We start from the raw sequence: 21,455 nt of genomic DNA on the forward strand, positions 1-21,455 counted from the left end.
GAGGCGCTACCGGGCCAGAGCGCGTGCCGCCTCGATGATCTTGAGGGTCTCGACGGCGTCTGCTGGGTCCACGGGAAGGGGCGCCGCGGAGGCGGCACCGCCGTCGTGGATCTTCCCGGCCAGCAGCCGGTAGAACTCGGGATAGGCCCCCCGCTCGGTGGGCAGGGCATCCAGGTGGCCGTCACGGCCCAGGAGCCCTGCCCATTCCGGTGACTCCACCCCGTATTCCTCGTCGAGCGGGCTGCCTCCGGCCACGATGTAAGGTTCCTGCGGGTCCACGCCGTGCTTGGTGAAGCCGCCCACCGAACCCAGGACGCGGAACCGCGGGGCCTGCTGCGCGCAGAGCATGTTCATGTGCAGGTGGCTGAGGACCCCCGTCTCGTGGCGCAGCACCACGAACACATCATCATCCGCCCGCTCCTCAGAGCGCCGAGCCCGCAGCTCGGCATGGGTCACCGCGGCCGGGCCGAAGAGCTGGAGCGCCTGGTCAATGAGGTGGCTGCCCAGGTCGAACAACGCACCGCCCCCGTCGGCGGCCGTGGCGCGCGCCTTCCAGGCTTTGGCGATGATGGGGGACCAGCGCTCGAAGCGCGATTCGAACCTGGTCACGGTGCCCACGGCGTCCACCGCCAGCAATTTCCGCAGGGTCAGATAATCGCCGTCCCACCGCCGGTTGTGGAAGACCGTCAGCACCCGGCCCAGCTTCCGGGCCAGTTCGATCAGTTCCTGCCCCTGCGCGCTGGTGACAGCGAAAGGCTTGTCCACCACAACGTCCAGCCCCGCTTCCAGGGCAGCCCTGGCCAGGGGGTAGTGCGTGGCCGGCGGGGTTCCCAGCACCACCAGGTCCAGGTGGTCCGCAACGTCCAGGACGGCGTCGCCGTCGCGGACTGTCTTGACCCCCGGATAGCGGGCGGTGGCAGCCGCCTGCCTGCCGGCGTCGGACGTTGCAATGACGTCCAGCGAGTAACTGGGGTCGGCCGCGATCAGCGGGGCGTGGAAGACGCTCCCTGCCAGGCCGTACCCGACGACGGCAGTGCGGATGGGGCGTTCAGCAGCAGTTCCGGTCATGGAAGCTACGCTACTCCGCTGCCTTGCCGGGCGCGCCGGCTGTCCTTATCCGCTGCTACTTAAACGCCGCGGCCGGCACCCCCTGGCGGGAATGCCGGCCTTGGCGATTATGAAGCAGTTACTTCTTTTCCCAGCCAAGGGTGGTCCAGTCCGGAACCTGGGACAGGCTCTGGAACAGGGACGGGCCGTAGTTGGCAAGGCCGGTGCGGACGAAGGAGATCTGCGGGCCGTTCATGACCACGCCCATGGAAAAGTACTTCGCCATGTGCTCCTTCTCCACTTCCATGGCTGCCTTGTTCCGTTCGGCGTTGTCCTCGATGGAGGCGAGCTCGGCGATCCTCTTGTCCAGTTCAGCGTCTCCCAGGCCGTTTTCGTTGGTCTTGGAGTCGTAGTACTGCTTGACGGCGGACGTCGCGTCGGCGCCAACGGTGTAGCCGGAGACGCTCAGGTCGAACTCGCGGCCGCCGATGACCTTTCCGAAGTCGGCCGAGGCCCGCTGGTCGATGCCCACGTCCATGCCGCCGGCCTGGAGCTGCTTCTGCAGGGTCTGGGTGAAGGCCAGCGTGGTGGGATCGTCACCGAAGTTGCTGATCTTGAAGGAGACAGGCTTGCCGTCCTTCTCCATGACGCCGCTGGCGTTCTCCGTGTACCCGGCGTCGGTCAGGACCTTCTTGGCGGCGTCCGGGCCGGTCTCCTTCACGGGGTAGTTGTCCTGGTAGTAGTCCGAGAACGGCAGGAGCATCATGGAACCGGAGCTGGGCTCCTCCCAGTTCAGGCCGTTGAACCGGACCTTTCGCAGGGCCTCGCGGTCCACTGCGGCAAAGATGGCTTCCCGGACAGCGACGTCGGTGATCCGCTGGGCGTTGATGTTCAGGCCGCCGGCGAACAGGCGCTGGCCGCGGCGGACCTCGGCGTCCTTGGTGCCTTCCAGCTGCTTGTAAAGGGCGATGGTGTTGGCGGACATCGCGTCGATCTCGCCGTTCTTGAAGGCTGCGATCTGGGCGCTGGTTTCCAGCTGGCGGAAGACCACGTTCTCCAGGACCGGCTTTGTGCCCCACCACTTTTCATTGGGGACCAGGGAGAGGGTCTTGGCGGCCGGGTCATACTGGTCCACCTTGAACGGGCCGGCCATCCACTCCGGGTGCATCTCGCCGACAAAGCCCTCGTTGAAGATCTCCGGCGTGTTGACGGCCGGGTGGATCAGCCCGAAGAACAGGTCTTCCAGGGGATAGACCGGCTGCGTCATTTTGACGATGACTTCCTTGTCGCTGCTGCCGGCCTCGACCGACTCCACGAAAGCGTAGGAACCGGAGGTCACGATGTCGTAGCCGGCGTCCGGGCTCTTCAGGATGTTCCAGGTGTTCTGGAAGGCCTTGATGTCGATCGGCGTGCCGTCGTTGTAGGTTGCCTTTTCGTTGACCTTGATGGTGACGGTTTGCTTGCCGTCAACCATCTCGCTTTCCACGGACTCGCAGAAGTCCTTGTTGGGGCTCGCCTTGCCCTCGAAATCGACCTTCCAGCAGCCGCCGATTCCGCCGCCCGACACCGCAACCGGATTGATCGGAGCCATCAGCGCGGAGTTGTCCGAGCTGTTGCCGTTGTTGGAGAACCCGTTGAAGTCCGGACCGATGCTGCCCAGCGGAAGTGTCACCTTGCCGCCCTGTTCAAGATCGGCTGCAGGCTTCTCGTTGATGCTGATGAGCTTGGACAGGTCGCTGCCTGCCTCCTGCCCCTTGGCCGTTTCGGGGCCAGTGGCACCGCCACCACCGCCGCAGGCCGTCAGCGCCAGGGCAGCAGCAATGGCAGCTGCCCCGCCGATCCTGTTCAGATTCCTCATGGTTTTCCCTTCGTTTGGTGCTGGTGGAGTGATGGGTCGGCTAATCCTGGGGTGCATGGTGGTCCGCTGTGTCGTGGACCACCAGCATGTCCTCATCCAGCGGTCCGTCCGGGAAGAAACAGGCAAAGCGCTGGTCCGGCAGCGGCACGGGGGCAGCCTCCAGGGTCCGTGCCGCCATTGAGGGCGTTACGGGCTCCAGCGGCGGCTCCAGGGTGAAGCACTTTTCCTGCTTTGCGGGCGGCAGTGCAGCGAAGACGGGGCACCGCGTGGCGAAGTTGCAGCCCTTGGGAGCGTCCAGCGGGGAGGGCAGGTCGCCCTTGAGGATGATGCGTTCGCGGGTGCGTTCCACTTGGGGGTCAGGTACCGGAATGGCGGACAGGAGGGCCCGCGTGTACGGATGGCGGGGGTTGCCGAACACCCGGTCAACCTCGCCGATCTCCACAATCTTGCCCAGGTACATCACGGCAACCCGGTTGGAGATGTGCCGGACCACGGAGAGATCGTGCGCCACCAGGAGGTAGCTCAGGCCCAGCTCGGCACGGAGCCTGTCCAGGAGGTTGATGACCCCTGCCTGCACCGAAACGTCGAGGGCCGAGACGGGCTCGTCAAGAACCACCAGTTTGGGGTTCACGGCCAGCGCGCGTGCAATGCCGATCCGCTGGCGCTGGCCGCCGGAGAACTGGTTGGGGAAGCGGTTGACGTGGTCCGGCTGCAGGCCCACCAGCCTCATCAGCTCCATGATCCGTTTCTTGGCGGCCTGCCGGTCCATGCCTGCGTTCTGCAGCGGTTCGGCGAGGACTTCGTAGACGGTGAACCGCGGGTCCAGGGCACCGGTAGGGTCCTGGAACACCATTTGCAGTTCCCGGCGCATGGCGCCCTTGGTCCTGGCATCCGCGGCCTGCTTGTTGCTCAGGCCGCCGATGACCACTTCGCCGTCCTGGTCCTTGTGGAACTCCATGATCTCCAGGAGGGTGGTGGTCTTTCCCGAACCTGACTCGCCCACGATCGAGAAGCACTCCCCCTCACGGATGTCGAAGCTGATCCCGTCCACGGCCTTGACGGTGCCCATGCGGCGCTTTATCAGGGCTCCCTTGGTGAGCGGGAAGTGCTTGCGCACGTCCTTGAGCTCCAGGACAGCTGTGCGCTCCCCGCGGGGAATGGCATCGAAGCGGGACACCGGCACCGGCGGAGCGGAAAAGACGTCGCGGACGTCCACGTCACCGCCCAAGGCCCCGGATTTGATGCAGGCGGCGCGGTGAAGGGCGCTTCCCGGTACTGGTGCCAGCGCGGGTTCGCCGTCCAGGCAGGCCTCGGAGGCCAGCGGGCAGCGGGGCGCAAACGAACAACCGGTGGGGGTATGGATCAGGTTGGGCGGCATGCCCTCGATGGGAATCAGCGATGGCTTCTCCGCAGCGTCAACGCGCGGCACGGCGCCGAGCAGGCCCATGGTGTAGGGCATCCGCGGGTTGTAGTAGATGTCATCCACCGCCCCTGTCTCCACAGGCTTGCCGGCGTACATCACCATGATGTCGTCTGCCATGCCGGCCACCACGCCCAGGTCGTGGGTGATCATGACGACGGCGGCACCGGTCTCTTCCTGTGCCGTGTGGAGCACCTCAAGGACTTGCGCCTGGATGGTCACGTCCAGCGCCGTCGTCGGCTCATCCGCGATCAGGACCCGAGGGTTGTTGGCGATGGCGATGGCGATCATCACGCGCTGGCGCATGCCGCCGGAGAATTCATGCGGAAAGGCCCTCAGCCTGTGCTTGGGGCTGGGAATCCCCACCATGGCCAGGAGTTCGACGGCGCGCGCTTCCTTCGCCTGCCTGCTCATGCCGGGGTTGTGGATGGTGAGCGCTTCAATGATCTGGGTGCCCACTGTGTACACGGGCGTCAGGGAGGAAAGCGGGTCCTGGAAGACCATGGCCAGTTCGTTGCCGCGGTAACCGCCCATGGCTTTGTCGCTAAGGCCGAGCAGTTCACGGCCGTTGAGGCGGACGGAGCCGGAGACCTCGGCGGCTGGGGGCAGCAGGCCCATGATGGCCAGGGAGGTGACGGACTTGCCGGAGCCGGACTCTCCCACGATGCCGAGCGTCTTGCCGGCCATCAGGTCGAAGTCCATGCCGCGGACTGCGTGGACAACGCCGTTTTCAGAGTTGAACCGGACGTGCAGGTCGCGGACCGACAGTACGGCGTCGGTGGGGCCGGAGAGCCCTGCTACGTGGAGCCGCTCCGCCGGCGACCCCGTGGACTCCGCCGGCCCGGCGGTGGTTTCGCTGCTCATGACGCCTTCTTCTGCACAGGTGCCTGTTGGATTCCGTTGTTGCGGGCTCTGTTTTTCCGCGCCTTGCCGCTGGAGCTGGAGCTGGGGTCGAAGGCGTCACGCAGGCCGTCGTTCATCATCGCCAGGGACCCGGTGAGGAGGAACATGACAGTCAGGGGCACCCAGAACATCCACGGGAATGTCTGGACCTGGGAGGTGGCGCCGCCGATCAGCACGCCGAGGCTTACGTCCGGGAGCTTGATGCCGATGCCGATGAAGGAGAAGGCAACCTCGGCCAGGATGGCGGCGGTGACCCCGCGGGTAATGTCCAGGACCAGCAGCGAGCCGATGTTCGGCACCAGGTGCCGCCAGATGATCCGGAGCGGCGGCACACCCATGTACTGGGCTGCTTTGACGAAGTCCCGCTGCATGAGGGACATGGACAGCGAACGGATGAGGCGTGCGGTTCCCATCCAGCTGAAGACCAGCAGCACGATGATCAGCAGCAGCCAGGATGGCAGGTCCTGTTTGAGTCCCGCTCCGCCGCCGCTGGTGGCCACGGCGACAACCAGGAGTGCCGGCATCATGATGAGCGCTTCGAGGACGAAGAGCATCAGCTTGTCCACTTTGCCGCCGAAGTAGGCCATGGTGCAGCCGTAGACCGCGGCTACGAGGACCGAAACCAGGCCCACCACCAGGCCGATCAGGATGGAGATCCGGGTTCCTTCCACGGTCATGGCGTAGAGGTCGATGCCGGCCTGGGAGGTGCCCAGGTAGTGCACGGCGGACGGCGGCATCCCGATGTTAAAGGGGTCGATGGTTTCCTTGTCCCAGGGCGTGAAGTACCCGCCCACGAAGGAGAACAGGGTCAGGGCAAGGAAGATGGCCAGGCCGGCCACGGCTGTCTTGTTCCGCATGAAGCGGCGGAAGATGATGGTGGACTTGCCGATGACGGCGTCGGCGCCCTCCAGGTGGGCGTCCTGCGCCGCGGCTGCCGGATCGACGGCATTGAGGTTGGTCACGGCTACTGCACCCTCACTCTCGGGTCAACCAGTGTGGTGGCGAAGTCGGCCAGGATGGCGCCAAGCGCGAAAATGACCGAACCGTAGGCGAGGGTGGCAGTGGCGGCGTTCACGTCCTGCAGCGAAATGGCGTCAATGCTCCAGGAACCGATGCCGGGCCAGGCGAAGATCTTTTCCGCGAAGAATCCACCGGCGAAGATGGCCGGGATGGTGAAGGCGATGCTTTGTGCCACCGGGATGAAGGAAACCCGCAGGGCATGCCGGGTTATGGCCTGGTTGCGGCTGAGGCCCTTGGCACGGGCCGTCCGGACGAAATCAGCATTCACGTTGTCCAGCAGGTACTGGCGCTGGGCGATCTGGTAGGAACCCCACCCCACCAGGGTGATGGCGACGGTGGGTACCGCGTAATGCGCCAGCATGTCCACGAATTGCGCCCAGCCCGGTTCTATCCCGGGTGTGGAGATTCCGGTGACGAAGAAGATGCGCTCACCCACGGACTCGTTGATGTTGATGGCTCCGAGCTGCACCAGGAAGTAGGCGATGGGTGCGGGCACGATGTAGGCAAGATAGCTGTAGGAGGTGATGACCCGGTCCTGGAACTTGTACTGCCGGGCGGCGGAGTAGACCCCTAGGGCCACACCAATGACGAGGGTCAAGACGATGGATGCCAGGAACAACCTGGTGGAGATCCAGACTCTGTCGCCGAACTCCGCGTTGATGAAGGCCCCGTTGGGGCTCCTGCCCCAGTCCCAGCGGGTGACGATGGCGGTCAGCCAGTCGACATAGCGCTCCCAGGGGCTCAGGTCCGGGTCAAGTCCCTTCAGTCGCATCGAGGTGGCAACCTGTTCAGGAGTTGGGCGCGGAATGCGTTCCTGTTCGAGCAGTGCAGGCTTCAGGGAACCCACCGCAAGGAAGTAGCCCGCGGAGGTGGTCAGGAAAATCATGACCACATAGATGAGGCCGCGCCTTGCGAGGTACCTGAGCACGCTATCTGGATCCTTCCGTCCTCCCCGGATCAGCGGGAGTTGTACCGCGTCACCGGGACCAGTGCCAGCGGATAGCTGGCGTCCCGCAGCCCTGGCCGGGCGTCCTGGCGGACTATGTCGCGGGTCACATTCCAGAGGAAACTACCACAGGCCATCAGCGAAAATGGGGGCGGACGCGGGGAAAACTACCCGGGCGTATCAGATTGTTATGAACAATTCTGTGAAGTTGATTTGACTGGACGCTGGGGCTTCTGCCCGCGTAATCTATGCGCCTTTGACCACCCGTGTGACAAGATCCCGCCACGACGCGGCCAACCTGTCAGCGGTGATCCCGTGGACGCGGACCAGGTTGAGGAGCCGCCCGGGGTCCAGGGCGGCACCCAGGGAGCCCGCCATGAGCCAGGGGTCGGAGGTGAAGCCTTCTTCCCGGAGCAGCACTTCGATATGCCGGTGCCACAGCGCCGCTGCGGGCACCTCAAAACGGCTGCTGCGGGAGGCGTTCTCCGCCGCGAGCACAAGGTCGCCGAACTCCACCACGTAGGCGATCCGAGCGGCACCGAAGGCAACCAGCCGCTCCAGGCCGGGCGCGCCCGGCCCCAAAGGCGGCGGGCCAAACAGGAAGCGCTCCTGGAACGCCGCTTCAGAATCGTCCAGCAACGTCAGCAGGAGGCCTGCCCGGCTGCCGAAACGGCGGAATACAGTGCCCTTGCCCACACCGGCGCGCTCGGCCAGACGGTCCATGGTGAGCCCCTGGGCGCCGCCCTCCCGGATGATTTCCCGGGCGGCCACCAGCAGCCGCTCCCGGTTGCGGGCGGCGTCACTCCGTTCAGCTGCCGTCGCCGGCATTCCCGGCCGCAGTGGGATCAGGCTCACAGCGTCATTCTAGCCCCCGGGAATAGAACCGGACCACGGTCCGTTTAGTCTGGTGGAAGGCATGACCAGCCTGAGCGAAAACCGGCAAGCGGCGTCCCGCTGCCACCAAGACAAGGAGTTCTTATGACCAAGAGCAAAGTACTGACTCTCGTCGGCAGCCTGCGTGCCGAATCCACGAACCAGAAACTGGCGGAGGCAATCCAACTCAACGCCCCCGAGCAGGTGGACGTCGTCATCCACGAAAGCCTGGGCAATATCCCCTTCTACAACGAGGACATCGACGTTGAAGGCAAGGTTCCCGCCGCTGCCGCCGCCCTCCGTTCCGCAGCCAGCGAAGCCGACACCGTCCTCCTGGTGACCCCCGAGCACAACGGCACCGTGCCCGCAGCCCTGAAGAACGCCATTGACTGGCTGTCCCGCCCCTTCGGCGCCGGCGCCCTGGCCGGCAAGCCCACGGCCGTCGTCGGTACGGCGTTTGGCCAGTATGGCGGCGTGTGGGCCCAGGACGAGGCCCGCAAGGCCGCCGGGATTGCCGGCGCCCAGGTCCTCGAGGACGTGAAGCTGGCCGTCCCCGGCTCGATGGTCCGGTTCGCCGAAGTTCACCCCAAGGACGACGCCGAGGTTGTTGAGCAGATCAAGGGCGTGTTCGATGTCCTTGCTGCTGCCGCACCTGCAGCCTAAGGCTTGAAATGCCCGCAACGCCCGGTCCGCCCGCCAGCGGACCGGGCGTTGCCGCATGCCGGCACCGTGACCAACTCTTGTCCCAACCGGTACCTACCGGACATACGCGGCCGGAAGAGCCAGCCGTAGCATTGATCCACGAAAAAGTACCGGAACGGAATCGCGGTGCAGTCATGGCAGCAGAGCAGAGCGCCGGGAGGCGCCCCGCAAGGAAGCGCTGGGCGGCGGCAGCCCTCGCCCTTCCGCTGCTCCTTGCCTCCTGCGTGGACCAGGCTCCGCAGACGCCCTCCGCCGCTTCCCCCAACCCAGGCAGCGGTTCCGTCAGCAGCCCTGCGCCGCCTCCCGCCCCCACCGTTCCTGCGCCACAGCCGCAGGAACCAGCCTCGGCCGGCACTCCCGCCATGCCGCCCGGACCCACCCTCGCCCCAACCCCAAGCCGGCCACCCACCAGCCCGCCGGCCATGGCGCCACCTCAAGGCATGTCCGTCCCGGAGGCGGGGAAACCACGGGCAACGCCGGCAACACAGACCCCCTCCCCCACTGCTTCGAATCCCCCGGTAATCCCGGCGGCACCGCGAATGCTGACCGCCTACTACGTTCTCCTTGACGACGGCGGCAGCAGCGGCGTGCGTTTCGGCTGCAACGACAGCCTGGTGGGACTGTCCCGGGCCGCGCCAGGGACCGAGCCCCTGTTGACTGCCGCGATGAACGCCCTGCTCGAAGGGGCAGGGGGCGGTGACATTCCACTGGAGCCGATCGAGGTCTCGGACGTCTACAACGCCTTGGACGGCTCCGACCTGACTTTCCTGTCCGGGAGCTTTGACGGGACCACTGTCACGGTCTACCTGGCCGGCACGCTTACCCTTGGCGGCGCGTGTGACATCCTGCGCGTGGAAGCCCAGCTGACCCAGACCGCGGTGGCCGCCGCCGGCGCCATCAGGGCAGAGGTCTACGTGAACGGACAACCCCTCGCTGAAGTGTTGCGCCAGGATTAGTCGGCAGGGCACGGTAGCGCAACAGGTGTTGCTTTTCAGGCAACCTTCAGCTGTATCCTGTCCGTGTGAGCCACGAAACAATCGACGCAGCAGGGACGCTGCCAGCGGAAGCAATAGATGCAATCGAACGGGCCGCCACGTCCGCCCACCGGCACGAGGAACTATTCTCGGACCGGGCCGCGAATATCCGGCAGTCGGCGGTGCGCGACGTCTTTGACATCTCCATGCGCCCGGGCCTGGTCTCCCTTGCCGGCGGAAGCCCTTACCTGCAGTCCCTGCCCTTGGACCGGCTCGCGGCCACGACGGCCCGGATCATTGCAGAGGACGGCCTGACCGCGCTGCAGTACGGGACCGGCCAGGGGACCCTGGAGCTGCGGACACAAATCTGCGAGGTGATGGCCGCCGAGGGAATCCTGGATGCCCTGCCTCAGAACGTGGTGATCACCGCCGGTTCCCAGTCAGCCCAGGATGTGGCCACCAAAGTCTTCTGCAATCCAGGTGACGTGGTGCTGGTGGAAGATCCCACTTATGTGGGAGCACTGAACACGTTCGAGTCGTACCAGGTCCAGGTGGAAACAGTGGACATGGACGAATCCGGCCTGGTCCCGGAGGTGCTGGAAGCGAAGATCGCGGCGCTCCAGCTGTCCGGCAAGAGCATCAAATTCCTCTACACCATCCCCAACTTCAACAACCCTTCCGGAATCACCCTCGCCAAGGAACGCCGCCAGCAGGTGGTCGACATATGTCGCAACGCGAATATTTTGATCCTCGAAGATAACCCCTACGGCCTGCTGCGGTACAGCGGCGAGCCCCTGCCACCGCTGCGTGCGGGAAACCCGGACGACGTCATCTACATGGGTTCGTTCTCCAAGATTTTCGCTCCCGGCCTGCGCATCGGTTGGGCCCTGGTGCCGGAGCATCTGCAGCGCCGGTACTACCTTGCCGCCGAATCCGTCACGCTGTGCCCGCCAACCCTGAACCAGATGCTCGTCTCCGCCTATCTCCGCGAATACGACTGGCAGGGCCAGATCCAGACCTACCGGAGCCTGTACGCGGACCGTTGCCAGGCGATGCTGGCCGCGTTGAAGGAGTTCATGCCCGCGGGGACTAGCTGGACCAGCCCGGAGGGCGGCTTCTTTGTCTGGGTGACGCTGCCGGAAGGACTGGACACCTACCCGCTGCTGCACAAGGCGATTGACGCGGGCGTGGTCTTTATACCCGGTGCCGCCTTCACGCCGTCGGACGATCCGTCCAACAAGCTGCGCCTCGCCTTCAGCGCCGTGCCGCCCGAGGCAATTACCGAGGGCGTGCGCCGGCTGGCCCCGGTGCTTCAGGAAGCCATCGCCGCGCTGTAGCGTTGGCCTCACCAGTGCCGCGGAACCAAGCAAAGGAGCAAACATATGAGCGGAATCATCGTTGTGGGAGTTGACGGCAGCGGAACCGCAAAGAAGGCGGCAGAGTCTGCCCGGGACCTGGCCTTGGCCCTGGATGCCTCACTCCACGTCGTTAGCGCCTTCGACAGTGACAGGACAGAGGTGTTTGGCAGCGGCAGCGACCAGTGGATCGTCTCAGATGCCGATGCTGCCGAGCACGTGGCGCGGACAGTGGCTGAATCACTGGGGGGCGGCGGGAAGGTAACGTATTCGGCTGCCCGCGGGCGGCCCGCTGACGCCTTGATCAAGGAGGCCATCCGGATGGAGGCCCGCATCATCGTAGTGGGAAACCGCAGGATGCAGGGCATCGGCCGGGTCCTGGGCAGTGTGGCGAACAGCGTGGCCCACAACGCGCCCTGCGATGTCTACATCGCCAACACTTACGACGCCGACTAGGAGTTACCGCGGACACTCCCCCTGGTGGCCAACGTCGCGCCGGGGGGTGTTCGTTCTCACCCCCTCTACGCCATTTAAGCCCTGAGCGCAAGGATAAAATCGGATCAGGCCCCAACGGTGCGGACAACGCAGACACCACTATCAAGGGGCACCATTGATCACTCTCCAGCGCCGCCAGCTCGTAGGTCACGACATCCTCCTGGCCCGCCACGGAAACCACATCTGCTCCATGCGGGTTGACCGCAGCAACGGCACCGTTGTGGCGCTGCTGGATGACGGCAGCGTTGACAGCGCCCCTAACCTCATCGCCCCGGACCTGCAGCTTCCCGCAACCGTGGGCAGCGTGCTGCGCGAGGACTGGAAGCTGCTGACCGCGTGGGCCGGAATAGCGGCCGCGATGGGTGTGCTGCTGACGGCAGCGGCTGTGGCCCTGGGGGACACCGCCGATCCGGCCGCCCTCGAGATGTTCACCACGATGTCCTACGGCGCCATCAGGCCCTGAAGCATCCACCAGATGCCCGCCATCACCACCCCGCCGAATAGTGAGCCTGCCACCACCTGAGCAACGGTGTGGGCGCGAAGCACCACGCGGGACCAGCCGACCGCCGGCACCAGGAGCAGCAGCGGCGCCCACGCCGGCCCCAGCATCAGGACGGCGATAACGGCGGAGCAGGAGATGGCGGCGGCATGGCCGCTCATTTTCCAGAACGGGCTCACAGCGGCCAGGACCACCACCCCGCCCACAACGGCGAGGACCATGGCAACAACACTCCGCGGCGCCCCGGCCACCTCCAGGACCAGCAGCCCGGCCAGGATCGAAACCAGCGCCATGAGCAGGACCGGCGCACGCTGCCTCCTGTCACTGACGTGGTGGTCGGTGACCTTTCCAAGCCGCACCAGGACCAGCAGCAGGATCAGCGGGAGCACGCAGACGAACAGGGCTGCCAGCGCCCCGTACACCATGGTCCCGGGGAACCCGTCCTCCGTCAGGGGGCTGATCAGCAGCTGGACGCTGACCACCACAGGCGGCTGGAACGCCTCGGTCAGCCACCTGGCTGTCCTGTTCTTCGCCCGGATGGTATTGCTGTTGACAACCACGTCCCTTAGTCCAGGAGCAGCGCCGGCTCTTCCAGGATGGCAGCGACGTCGGCCATGAAGCGCGCGGACAGGTCACCATCCACCACCCGGTGGTCGAAGGAGCCGCCGAGGGTGGTGATCCAGCGCGGGATGACCTCACCGTCAAGGACCCAGGGCTTCTGCTTGATGGTGCCGAACGCCACGATGGCCACCTCGCCCGGGTTGATGATGGGCGTCCCCGTGTCGATGCCCAGTGCCCCGATGTTCGTGATGGTCAGCGTGCCGCCCTGCATTTCAGCGGGCTGGGTCTTGCCGGCCCGTGCCGTGGTGGCAAGGTTGTTCAGCGCGAGGGCCAGTTCCTTGAGTGAGAGGTCCTGGGCGTTCTTGATGTTCGGGACCATCAGGCCGCGCGGTGTTGCTGCGGCGATGCCCAGGTTCATATAGTGCTTGACGTGGATCTCGGCGGCGTCGCTGCCGTCGGCGTTGTCCACCCATGTGGCATTGACGCTGGGATTCCGTGCGGCAGCCCAAATGACGGCCTTGGCCAGGATCAACAGCGGCGAAACCCGGATGCCCTCAAAGTCCCGTGACGACTTGAGCCGCTTGACGAACTCCATGGTCCGGCTGGCATCGACGTCCACGAAGATGCTGACATGGGGAGCGGAGAAGGCCGACTCCACCATCGCCCTGGCCGTGGCCTTGCGGACGCCCTTGACCGGAATCCGTTCAATTCGCTGGTCCTGCGGCTTGCCCACCTTGCCCCAGAATCCGTCCGCTTTGTCCAGTTCGGCGTCGCGCTGGGCCTGGTAGCTCACCAGGTCCTCGCGGGTCACCTCGCCGCGGGAACCGGTGGCCACCACATCCGCCAGGTCGATGCCCAGGTCCCGGGCGATTTTGCGGACGGGAGGCTTGGCCAGGACACGGTTGACCAGCCCGGTGATGGTGCCGCCCAGGGTAGGCCGGTTGTCGATACCTCCTGCCGGGGACGCAGCGGCGGGGCGCGGGGACTGGACGACCTCAGCCGGCGTGCGTGGCTGGACCGGTTCCACCTCCGGGGCGTTGACGGTCACGGCGGCGGAGGGCTGCGTTTTGCGCGGGCGGCGCTTGACGGCGTCGGCCTTGGGGCCGGAACCCACCAGCGGACCGCCGGCCGGGGCATTGTCCTGGGCGCCGGCGTCGTCCTCCGCGCCCTCTTCACCAGCCGGCAGCGTGCCGTACACCGGCTGCAGGGGCACTTCCGGGGCGCGCACGTCAGCGGGCGTTGGATCGCCTTCCACCTCGTCGCTGACGCTGATGATGGCCGTGCCGACGTCGATGGTCACCCCTTCCGGAACCAGCAGTTCGGTGACGGTCCCGGCGAAGGGGGACGGCAGTTCCACGATGGATTTGGCCGTTTCGATTTCGCAGAGGACGTCGTTGATGGCAACGGCGTCGCCGGGCTTGACCTTCCAGGAGACGATCTCGGCCTCGGTCAGGCCCTCGCCGACGTCGGGCAGGTTGAACTTGTTGAGAGTCATGGGGTCCTCAGTAGGAGAGGGCGCGGTCCAGCGCCTCCAGGATGCGGTCGATGTCCGGAAGGTAGTCTTCCTCCACCTTCGCGACGGGGTACGGCATGTGGAAGCCGCCCACGCGAATGACGGGGGCTTCAAGCGAATGGAAGGCCCGCTCGCTGATGCGGGCCGCGATCTCGCCGCCGATTCCGCCGAACGTGGGCGCCTCGTGGGCGACGATCAGGCGGCCGGTCTTCTGGACGGAGGCGGTGACGGTGTCAAAGTCGAGCGGCGAGATGGAGCGGAGGTCAATGACTTCCACACTGCGGCCGTCTTCCTCGGCGGCGTTGGCGGCCGCGAGGGCGACGGGGACCAGCGGCCCGTAGGCGACGACGGTGGCGTCAGTGCCTTCGCGAAGGACATGGGCCTTGAAGGGGTCGGCAGCGTGGCCAGGTGCGTGGGTGTCCACCTCGCCCTTGAGCCAGTAGCGGCGCTTGGGCTCGAAGACGATCACCGGGTCCTGGCAGTCCACGGCCTGCTGGATCATCCAGTAGGCGTCGTGGGGATTGGACGGGGTGATGATCCGGAGCCCTGCGGTGTGGGCGAACAGCGCTTCGGGCGATTCTGAATGGTGCTCCACGGACCCGATGCCGCCGCCGTAAGGGATGCGGATGACCACCGGCACCGTGAGGTTGCCGTTGCTGCGGGCGTGCATCTTGGCCAGCTGGGTGGTGATCTGGTTGAAGCCGGGGAAGACGAACCCGTCGAACTGGATCTCGCAGACCGGCCGGTAGCCGCGCAGGGCCAGGCCGATGGCGGTGCCGATAATGCCGGACTCAGCCAGCGGGGTATCCACCACCCGGTCCGGGCCGAACTCGCCGATCAGCCCGTCGGTCACCCGGTACACGCCACCGAGGGGACCGATGTCCTCGCCCATCAGGAGTGACTTGGAATTGCCGGCCAAGGTGGCACGCAGGCCCTGGTTGATCGCCTTGGCGATGGTCATGGTGGTCATCAGTGGCCTGCCTTTGCTGCTGCCTGTCCCTGTTCCGCCGAGGAGTCCAGACCGGCAAACCCGGCCTCGTATTCTTCGAACCATGCCAGTTCCTCGGCCACTAGGGGGTGGGCCTCAGCATAGGTGTTGGCAAAGGCGGAGCGGATGTCCGGAGTCTCTAGGTCATGGGTGGTGCGCCGGACATAGGCCGCGAGTTCGTCGCCGTCGGCCTTGACCCTGGCGAAGAAATCATCATCCGCCAGGCCCTCGGCACGGAGGTACTTCTCCAGCCGGAGCAGCGGATCCTTGGCACGCCAGGCCTCTTCTTCAGCCGAATGGCGGTACTTGGTGGGATCGTCAGCGGTGGTGTGCGCACCAACGCGGTAGGTGAAGGCCTCGATCAGGACAGGGCCCTTGCCCTGCCGGGCGTGCTCCAGGGCCCACTCGGTGACGGCGTGCACCGCGATCACATCGTTGCCGTCCACGCGGATGCCCGGGAAGCCGTAGCCCTTAGCCCGGTTGGACAGCGGAACGCGCGTCTGCACGTTGGTGGGGACGGAAATCGCCCAGTGGTTGTTCTGGCAGAAAAACACCACGGGGGCGTTGTAGGAGGAGGCGAAGACCATGGACTCGTGGACGTCGCCTTCGGAACTGGCGCCGTCGCCGAAGTAGGCAATCACAGCGGCGTCCGGTTCCTGCCCGGCCGCGCCGCCCGTCGCGGCCAGCTTCTGGTCCCGCTGGATGCCCATGGCGTAGCCCACCGCGTGAAGTGTCTGGGCGGCGAGCACCAGGGTGTACAGGTGGAAATTAGTGTCCTTCGGGTTCCAGCCGCCATTGGACACTCCGCGGAACTGGCGGAGCAGTTCCGCAAGGTCCACGTTCCTGGTCAGTGCGACGCCGTGTTCCCGGTAGGTGGGAAAGATGTAATCCTGCGGCTGGCTCGCCCGGCCCGAGCCGATCTGCGCTGCTTCCTGTCCGGTCAGCGGAACCCACAGGGCAAGCTGCCCCTGCCGCTGGAGGGCGGTGGCCTCAACATCGAACCGGCGGATCGCGGCCATGTCCGCGTACAGCCCGCGCAGGCGGTCCGGCGTCAGCTTGTCCGCGTACTTGCTGTAGATCGGGTCGGCGCCGAGCTTGCCATCAGGTCCCAGCAGCTGCACCATCTGCGCCGCGGGCTCGCCCATGACGGCCTCCGCATCAGCTTCCCGCTGGTCGTCTACCGCTGTTCCGTCAAACTCGGTGGAAGGCAGATGTGTGCCCATACCGTCTCCTTGCTTGCCGCATCCGGATGCAATGCATGTCGCTGGGATATATGCCTCTTAGGGAATACATTCCTCTTGCGGCATATACATTGGCTTACTGATCCTAACTTTATCTTCAGTAGGTAGGCGCGGGGGTACTTGTTAAGCGCTAGGAAGCACCTGAGGGCTTTGTATAGTCCGCACACAACTGCAGGAACCGGGTGTTGGCCTCCTGCTCTCCGATGCTGACCCGGACCCCGTCCCCTGGGAACGCCCTGACGGACAGGGCCCGTGCGGCGGCGAGGTCTGCAAAGCGTGTACTGTCAGCACCCAGGGCCAACCAGACGAAGTTTCCCTGGGCATCGGGAACGGCCCAGCCCAGGTCCCGCAGGCCGGTTTCCACCCGGGTCCGCTCATCCACGAGCGTTTGTACCCTTTCTACAACCTGCGGAAAATTTTGCAGCGAAACCATTGCGGCTTTTTCTGCGATCTGCGACACGGCGAACGGGGTGGCGGCCACCCTGAGGTGTTGCGTGAGCCCCGGATTCGACACGCTGTAGCCCACGCGGAGCCCTGCCAAACCATGGGCTTTGGAAAACGTGCGGAGCACCACCACGTTGGGGTATTTGCGGTAGAGCACCAGGCCATCCACCGCGTCAGCTGCCCGGACGAACTCCTGGTACGCCTCATCGATGACCACCACTACGTTGGAGGGCACGGAGCGGATGAAGGCTTCAGTTTCGGCTGCTGCCAGTGCAGGACCGGTGGGGTTGTTGGGCGTGCACAGGAGGATCACTTTGGTGCGGGCGGTGACTGCGGCGGCCATGGCTGCCAAATCGTGCCGGCCATCGGCGGTGACCGGGATCGGGACGCTCTCGGCGCCTGCCAGTCCGACGCTGATGGGATAGGCCTCGAACGACCGCCACGCGTAGATGACCTCATCGGGTTTGCCGTCGTCATTCTGGCCCGCAAACGTGGCCAGGACCTGGTTCAGCGCGCCCAGGCTGCCGGCTCCGGTGACGATGTCATCCGCCGGGACGTCCAGGAATTCGGCGAGGGCCGCCCGCAACCGGCTGCTGAGCGGGTCCGGATAGCGGTTGAAGTCCTGCTGGCGCGCGATGGCCTCAACGACGGCGGGGAGCGGCGGAAGCGGGTTCTCATTGGAGGAGAGCTTGTAGCTGGCCAAGCCTTCGACGGCGACTGGCGGCTTCCCCGCCGCATAGCGGGGCAGCCGGCCCACCACCGGGCGCGGCGGAATCCCGCCGGCCAGGGCATCTGAAGACGTCATGCAACCCAGCCTACTTCTCTCCGTCCCGCCCTCCCGTGTGCAAGGCCCTGTGCAAGCATGGGTCAATGGGCTCCTTCATTCTTCGGATCATCATTAACGCCGCAGCGCTGTGGGTGGCGAGCTGGCTTCTGCCGGGACTGGAAATCTCCAGCTCCGCCGCTTCCGAAGCCGTTGCGGAAAGCGGCGTCACGGCGGGCACCGACGCCGTCGGGCTTGTCCTGGCCTACCTGTTCATTGGCGCCCTCTTTGGCATTGTGAACGCTTTCGTCAGGCCGCTGGTCAGGTTCCTCGCCCTGCCCATCACCATCCTGACCCTGGGGCTGTTCACCATCATCATCAATGCGGCCATGCTCTACCTGACGTCCTGGATCAGCAGCTACACACCGGTGGAGTTCACCATCGACTCCTTCTTCTGGACCGCTGTGCTGGCCGCAATCATCATCTCGCTGGTTTCGGTTGTGGCCGGCGTGCTGCCTGGGGCACGGAAGCGCTAGCCGCGGCGCCGGGGCTAGCGACCGCCGTGTCCCCGCTCATGGGCGCGGGGGTCCTGCGGGGTGAGCGTTTGCGCAGGGCCCTTCGTGCGCGACAGGGAGAACCGGGTGGCCGTAGCCGTACCGCCGGCTCCGAGGACGCCGGCCAGCACCGCTGTGGAGTGCACCAGGGACGGATCGTTACTGTCCGCCACGAGGCGCGCGGCTTCCTGGTACCCATCGAAGCTGTGGCCAGGGCCCAGCCCCTTATCCTCCCGGGACGAGACAGGCGTGGACGTGGAGACGGTGACCCGGTTCCGGGTTTCCGGGTTGGCCACACCATCGCTTCCAGGCACCCAGTCGGCTTCATGCTCAAGATGCAGTGCGCTGACTTCCTCTCCGGGCCTGGTTCCGGCCACCGGGGAGCCCGCCGTCAGCACATACTTGACGTCGTACCGTTCCAGGACGCGGGAATCGGCAGCCAGGTTCATGGCATGGATTCCGCCCTGGCTGTAGCCCACCGCGACCACGGCCGCGCCACGTTCCGCCCCGGCCAATGCCAAAGCATCAAGGACGGCCTGGTTCAGTTCCTCCGAGCCGTACAGCATTCCTTCCAGAATGCCGGCTTCGTCGAAGGGGTTGTCACCGCCCGCGTATCTTCCTGACGCCTGGGTGCCGGGAAGGACCACCACGTACGTCGCCTCCCCGCCGTTCTCCACCTCCAGCACCTCAACGTGTCCGGGACCGCGGGCATCTACGTCCCGGATCCGCTCCAGAAGGCCGGCGGGCGACGTATCCAGCTCCACCCGGACGGGTTCTTCCGGCCGTACAGCGATAGGCCGCGGGACGTAATTTGCCACGAGGAACATCAGGGCGTCCCGGACGAAGGGTTCCTGGTCAATTCTTGCCCGGACGTCGGGAGCCGCCAGTCCCAGCATGGTGATGATGGATTCCGTGGTTCGCCGGTCCGGGACTCCTGCTGCCGCCATGGTGTCCCACGAGCTGCTGAACTCCTCCACCCTGGTGATGCCGAAGAACCGTCCCACGTTGGCACGCCACTCGGCGTCCTCGTAGTCGCGGAGGCAGGCACGAATCTGGCTGCTGATGCGCTGCAACTCCGCCCTGGCGGCCTGGACGCGCCATTGACTGTTCCGGACGGCAGCAAGGTGCGCGGACCCGGACCACGCCGGCTGCCGGTCAACCCAGCAGAGGTGGTCCAGGATCCGTCCCGCTTCCTGCTCCACGGCAACGAGGTCCCGGGCAAGGGCATCCAGTTTCTCCGCGCCTGCCGTCAGCTCTTCGAGCTGGACGCTGATGCCACTGCTGCCGCCCCGGATCGTCAGGTGTCCGTCCCTGCCAGGGCCGAACAGTTGGATGCGGTCGTTGTCCATGGATTGTCCGGCGTGCGTTACAGCTGGCCTTTGGCAAGGGCAGCCGTGAAGCTCTCCTGGACGTGGCGTGCAACGGCGGCCCTGGCTTCCTCCAGGCAGTCCGACGCCTGACGCAGGGCAGCACCCTGCCGGGCGACGGTGTTCCGGTAAGCCTGGCCGGCCGGCGACTGCCAGTCGAGCAGTTGGATCTCACGCAGTCCGGCTATGACTTCCTCGACTCCTGCCACGCAGGATGCAAGCCGCCCGGCCAATGGCATGAGATCGGCGGCGACATGGTCTGCAGCTCCCGGCATGCCGTCCCCCAACACGTTCCCCATGACACATTCCCCATCCCGGGCAGCTCCCGCCGGCCCGCATCGCTTTACTGATGCGCCAACGCTAAGGAAAGCCCGGCACCATCCCCAGCACCGCCGTCGGCTATGTGGACAAGTAACGTGGGCAGGCACGCTTCGGGGGCCAACGGAGTTCGTGAAAGAATCAGCACATGCCTGAAACTGCCGCCACAGCTGATACACGTACGCCCTCAGGACGCCTGGCCCTCGCCGCGTCACAGGAAAAGATCGCCCTCGGTCCCCTGGACGGCCGCTACCAGTCCGCCGTCGCGCCGCTGGTGGATTACCTGTCCGAAGCTGCCCTGAACCGCGACCGTGTGGCTGTCGAAGTTGAATGGCTTATCCACCTGACCAGTAACAACGTGCTCCCCGGCGCCGGCGCGCTCAGCCAGGACCAGCAGGATCAGCTCCGTGCCATCGTCACCGAATTCGATGCCGCTTCCGTGGCCGAACTCGCGGAAATCGAAGCCGTGACGGTTCACGACGTGAAGGCCGTGGAGTACTACATCGGCAGGCGCCTCCCCGGCATCGGCATCGAAAACCTGACGGCCATGGTGCACTTCGGCTGCACCTCGGAGGACATCAACAACTTGTCCTACGCCCTCGGCGTCAAGGGTGCTGTGGAGGACGTGTGGCTCCCCGCCGCCCGCGCCCTGGTGGCCCAGATCAGCAAGATGGCAGAGGACAACCGTTCGGTCCCCATGCTCTCGCGGACGCACGGGCAGCCGGCCACGCCCACCACCCTGGGCAAGGAGCTCGCGGTCACCGCTCACCGCCTGAACCGGCAGCTGGACCGGATCGCAAGGACCGAGTACCTCGGCAAGATCAACGGCGCCACCGGTACTTACGCCGCGCATGTTGCCTCCGTTCCCGGCGCCGACTGGCAGCAGGTTTCCAGGTCCTTCGTAGAGGGTCTGGGACTGACCTGGAACCCCCTTACCACCCAGATTGAAAGCCACGATTGGCAGGCGGAGCTGTATGCCGACGTGGCCCGCTTCAACCGCATCCTGCACAACGTCTGCACCGACATCTGGAGCTACATCTCCATCGGCTACTTCGCGCAGATCCCGGTTGCGGGGGCCACCGGCTCCTCCACCATGCCGCACAAGGTGAACCCGATCCGCTTCGAGAACGCCGAAGCGAACCTGGAGATCTCCAACGGCCTGCTGGACACCCTGGCGGCGACACTGGTTACTTCCCGCTGGCAGCGCGACCTCACGGACTCCTCCAGCCAGCGCAACATCGGCGTCGCGTTCGGGCACTCGCTGCTGGCCATCTCCAACGTGGCCAAGGGCCTTGAGCGCCTGGACGTTGCCGAGGACGTGTTGGCCGGCGACCTGGACACGAACTGGGAAGTGCTGGGCGAAGCCATCCAGATGGTCATGCGTGCCGAGGCCGTTGCCGGCGTCAAGGGCATGGAGAACCCCTACGAGCGGCTCAAGGACCTCACCCGCGGCCAGCGCGTGGATGCCGCGCGCATGCGGGAGTTCGTGCAGAGCCTTGGCCTTTCCGCCGATGCGGAGGCACGGCTGCTCGCGCTGACACCGGGCAAGTACACGGGCATCGCGGACCAGCTGGTGGACCACCTCAAGTAGGTCCGCCGCGGGGCGCAGGAGAA

General features: G+C 65.8%; 20 protein-coding genes. 7 read left to right on the plus strand and 13 right to left on the minus strand.

Annotated features, from left to right (window positions below; translation table 11 throughout):
- Window positions 1–6 precede the first annotated feature (6 nt).
- The 6 genes from AC5RT3_RS07955 to AC5RT3_RS07980 form a co-directional block, all read right to left on the minus strand.
- Window positions 7–1,068 carry a Gfo/Idh/MocA family protein gene (locus tag AC5RT3_RS07955; RefSeq protein ID WP_494051891.1) on the minus strand — a complete coding sequence of 354 codons (1,062 nt, stop codon included), beginning with the start codon at window positions 1,066–1,068 and terminating at the stop codon, window positions 7–9.
- 118 nt (window positions 1,069–1,186) lie between these two features.
- Window positions 1,187–2,905 carry an ABC transporter family substrate-binding protein gene (locus AC5RT3_RS07960; protein ID WP_494051892.1) on the minus strand — a complete coding sequence of 573 codons (1,719 nt, stop codon included), beginning with the start codon at window positions 2,903–2,905 and terminating at the stop codon, window positions 1,187–1,189.
- Window positions 2,906–2,945: 40 nt separating this feature from the next.
- Window positions 2,946–5,189 carry a dipeptide ABC transporter ATP-binding protein gene (locus tag AC5RT3_RS07965; RefSeq protein WP_494123946.1) on the minus strand — a complete coding sequence of 748 codons (2,244 nt, stop codon included), beginning with the start codon at window positions 5,187–5,189 and terminating at the stop codon, window positions 2,946–2,948.
- Window positions 5,186–6,190 carry an ABC transporter permease gene (locus tag AC5RT3_RS07970; RefSeq protein ID WP_494051894.1) on the minus strand — a complete coding sequence of 335 codons (1,005 nt, stop codon included), beginning with the start codon at window positions 6,188–6,190 and terminating at the stop codon, window positions 5,186–5,188. The genes AC5RT3_RS07965 and AC5RT3_RS07970 overlap by 4 nt, the downstream gene beginning before the upstream one ends.
- Window positions 6,191–6,192: 2 nt before the next feature.
- Window positions 6,193–7,176, minus strand: coding sequence for an ABC transporter permease (locus AC5RT3_RS07975; protein ID WP_494051895.1), 984 nt, complete (start codon window positions 7,174–7,176; stop codon window positions 6,193–6,195).
- 264 nt (window positions 7,177–7,440) lie between these two features.
- Window positions 7,441–8,049 carry a TetR/AcrR family transcriptional regulator gene (locus AC5RT3_RS07980; RefSeq protein ID WP_494011523.1) on the minus strand — a complete coding sequence of 203 codons (609 nt, stop codon included), beginning with the start codon at window positions 8,047–8,049 and terminating at the stop codon, window positions 7,441–7,443.
- A gap of 123 nt (window positions 8,050–8,172) precedes the next feature.
- On the opposite strand from AC5RT3_RS07980, the gene AC5RT3_RS07985 reads away from it, so the two are divergent.
- From AC5RT3_RS07985 to AC5RT3_RS08005, 5 genes are all read left to right on the plus strand, one after another.
- Window positions 8,173–8,730 (plus strand): NAD(P)H-dependent oxidoreductase, encoded by a 558-nt coding sequence (locus AC5RT3_RS07985; protein WP_494051896.1) that lies wholly within the window; start codon window positions 8,173–8,175, stop codon window positions 8,728–8,730.
- 173 nt (window positions 8,731–8,903) lie between these two features.
- Window positions 8,904–9,725 carry a GerMN domain-containing protein gene (locus AC5RT3_RS07990; RefSeq protein WP_494051897.1) on the plus strand — a complete coding sequence of 274 codons (822 nt, stop codon included), beginning with the start codon at window positions 8,904–8,906 and terminating at the stop codon, window positions 9,723–9,725.
- 65 nt (window positions 9,726–9,790) lie between these two features.
- Complete coding sequence (locus AC5RT3_RS07995) at window positions 9,791–11,080, plus strand: aminotransferase-like domain-containing protein (protein ID WP_494051898.1); 1,290 nt, start codon at window positions 9,791–9,793, stop codon at window positions 11,078–11,080.
- A 45-nt stretch (window positions 11,081–11,125) separates the two neighbouring features.
- On the plus strand, window positions 11,126–11,554 hold the full coding sequence (locus tag AC5RT3_RS08000; protein ID WP_494051899.1) for a universal stress protein: 429 nt from the start codon (window positions 11,126–11,128) through the stop codon (window positions 11,552–11,554).
- Window positions 11,555–11,708: 154 nt separating this feature from the next.
- Window positions 11,709–12,056 (plus strand): hypothetical protein, encoded by a 348-nt coding sequence (locus AC5RT3_RS08005; RefSeq protein WP_494051900.1) that lies wholly within the window; start codon window positions 11,709–11,711, stop codon window positions 12,054–12,056.
- Here AC5RT3_RS08005 and AC5RT3_RS08010 read toward each other — a convergent pair.
- The 5 genes from AC5RT3_RS08010 to AC5RT3_RS08030 all read right to left on the minus strand — a co-directional run bounded on the left by AC5RT3_RS08010 (window position 12,035) and on the right by AC5RT3_RS08030 (window position 17,644).
- Window positions 12,035–12,652, minus strand: coding sequence for a phosphatase PAP2 family protein (locus AC5RT3_RS08010; protein ID WP_494051901.1), 618 nt, complete (start codon window positions 12,650–12,652; stop codon window positions 12,035–12,037). The two genes, AC5RT3_RS08005 and AC5RT3_RS08010, sit on opposite strands and share 22 nt — an antisense overlap.
- A 5-nt stretch (window positions 12,653–12,657) precedes the next feature.
- Window positions 12,658–14,148 carry a dihydrolipoamide acetyltransferase family protein gene (locus AC5RT3_RS08015; protein ID WP_494051902.1) on the minus strand — a complete coding sequence of 497 codons (1,491 nt, stop codon included), beginning with the start codon at window positions 14,146–14,148 and terminating at the stop codon, window positions 12,658–12,660.
- 7 nt (window positions 14,149–14,155) lie between these two features.
- Complete coding sequence (locus AC5RT3_RS08020; RefSeq protein ID WP_494051903.1) at window positions 14,156–15,136, minus strand: alpha-ketoacid dehydrogenase subunit beta; 981 nt, start codon at window positions 15,134–15,136, stop codon at window positions 14,156–14,158.
- Window positions 15,136–16,377: a pyruvate dehydrogenase (acetyl-transferring) E1 component subunit alpha gene (pdhA, locus tag AC5RT3_RS08025; protein WP_494051904.1), complete on the minus strand. Its 1,242-nt coding sequence runs from the start codon at window positions 16,375–16,377 to the stop codon at window positions 15,136–15,138. Before pdhA ends, AC5RT3_RS08020 begins: the two co-directional genes overlap by 1 nt.
- A gap of 148 nt (window positions 16,378–16,525) precedes the next feature.
- Window positions 16,526–17,644: a histidinol-phosphate transaminase gene (locus tag AC5RT3_RS08030; RefSeq protein ID WP_494051905.1), complete on the minus strand. Its 1,119-nt coding sequence runs from the start codon at window positions 17,642–17,644 to the stop codon at window positions 16,526–16,528.
- 65 nt (window positions 17,645–17,709) lie between these two features.
- On the opposite strand from AC5RT3_RS08030, the gene AC5RT3_RS08035 reads away from it, so the two are divergent.
- The gene (locus tag AC5RT3_RS08035) at window positions 17,710–18,138 is read left to right on the plus strand and encodes a phage holin family protein (RefSeq protein ID WP_494051906.1); all 429 of its coding nucleotides are present in this window, start codon (window positions 17,710–17,712) and stop codon (window positions 18,136–18,138) included.
- A 14-nt stretch (window positions 18,139–18,152) separates the two neighbouring features.
- Here the strand turns inward: AC5RT3_RS08035 and AC5RT3_RS08040 are convergent, their stop codons facing one another.
- Window positions 18,153–19,505 carry a hypothetical protein gene (locus tag AC5RT3_RS08040; protein WP_494051907.1) on the minus strand — a complete coding sequence of 451 codons (1,353 nt, stop codon included), beginning with the start codon at window positions 19,503–19,505 and terminating at the stop codon, window positions 18,153–18,155.
- A 17-nt stretch (window positions 19,506–19,522) separates the two neighbouring features.
- Window positions 19,523–19,822 carry a hypothetical protein gene (locus tag AC5RT3_RS08045; protein ID WP_494051908.1) on the minus strand — a complete coding sequence of 100 codons (300 nt, stop codon included), beginning with the start codon at window positions 19,820–19,822 and terminating at the stop codon, window positions 19,523–19,525.
- 167 nt (window positions 19,823–19,989) lie between these two features.
- Between AC5RT3_RS08045 and purB the strand changes: the two genes are divergently transcribed.
- Window positions 19,990–21,432, plus strand: coding sequence for an adenylosuccinate lyase (gene purB, locus AC5RT3_RS08050; protein ID WP_494051909.1), 1,443 nt, complete (start codon window positions 19,990–19,992; stop codon window positions 21,430–21,432).
- Window positions 21,433–21,455: the final 23 nt, after the last annotated feature.

This window comes from Arthrobacter sp. Y3221159, assembly GCF_059089885.1.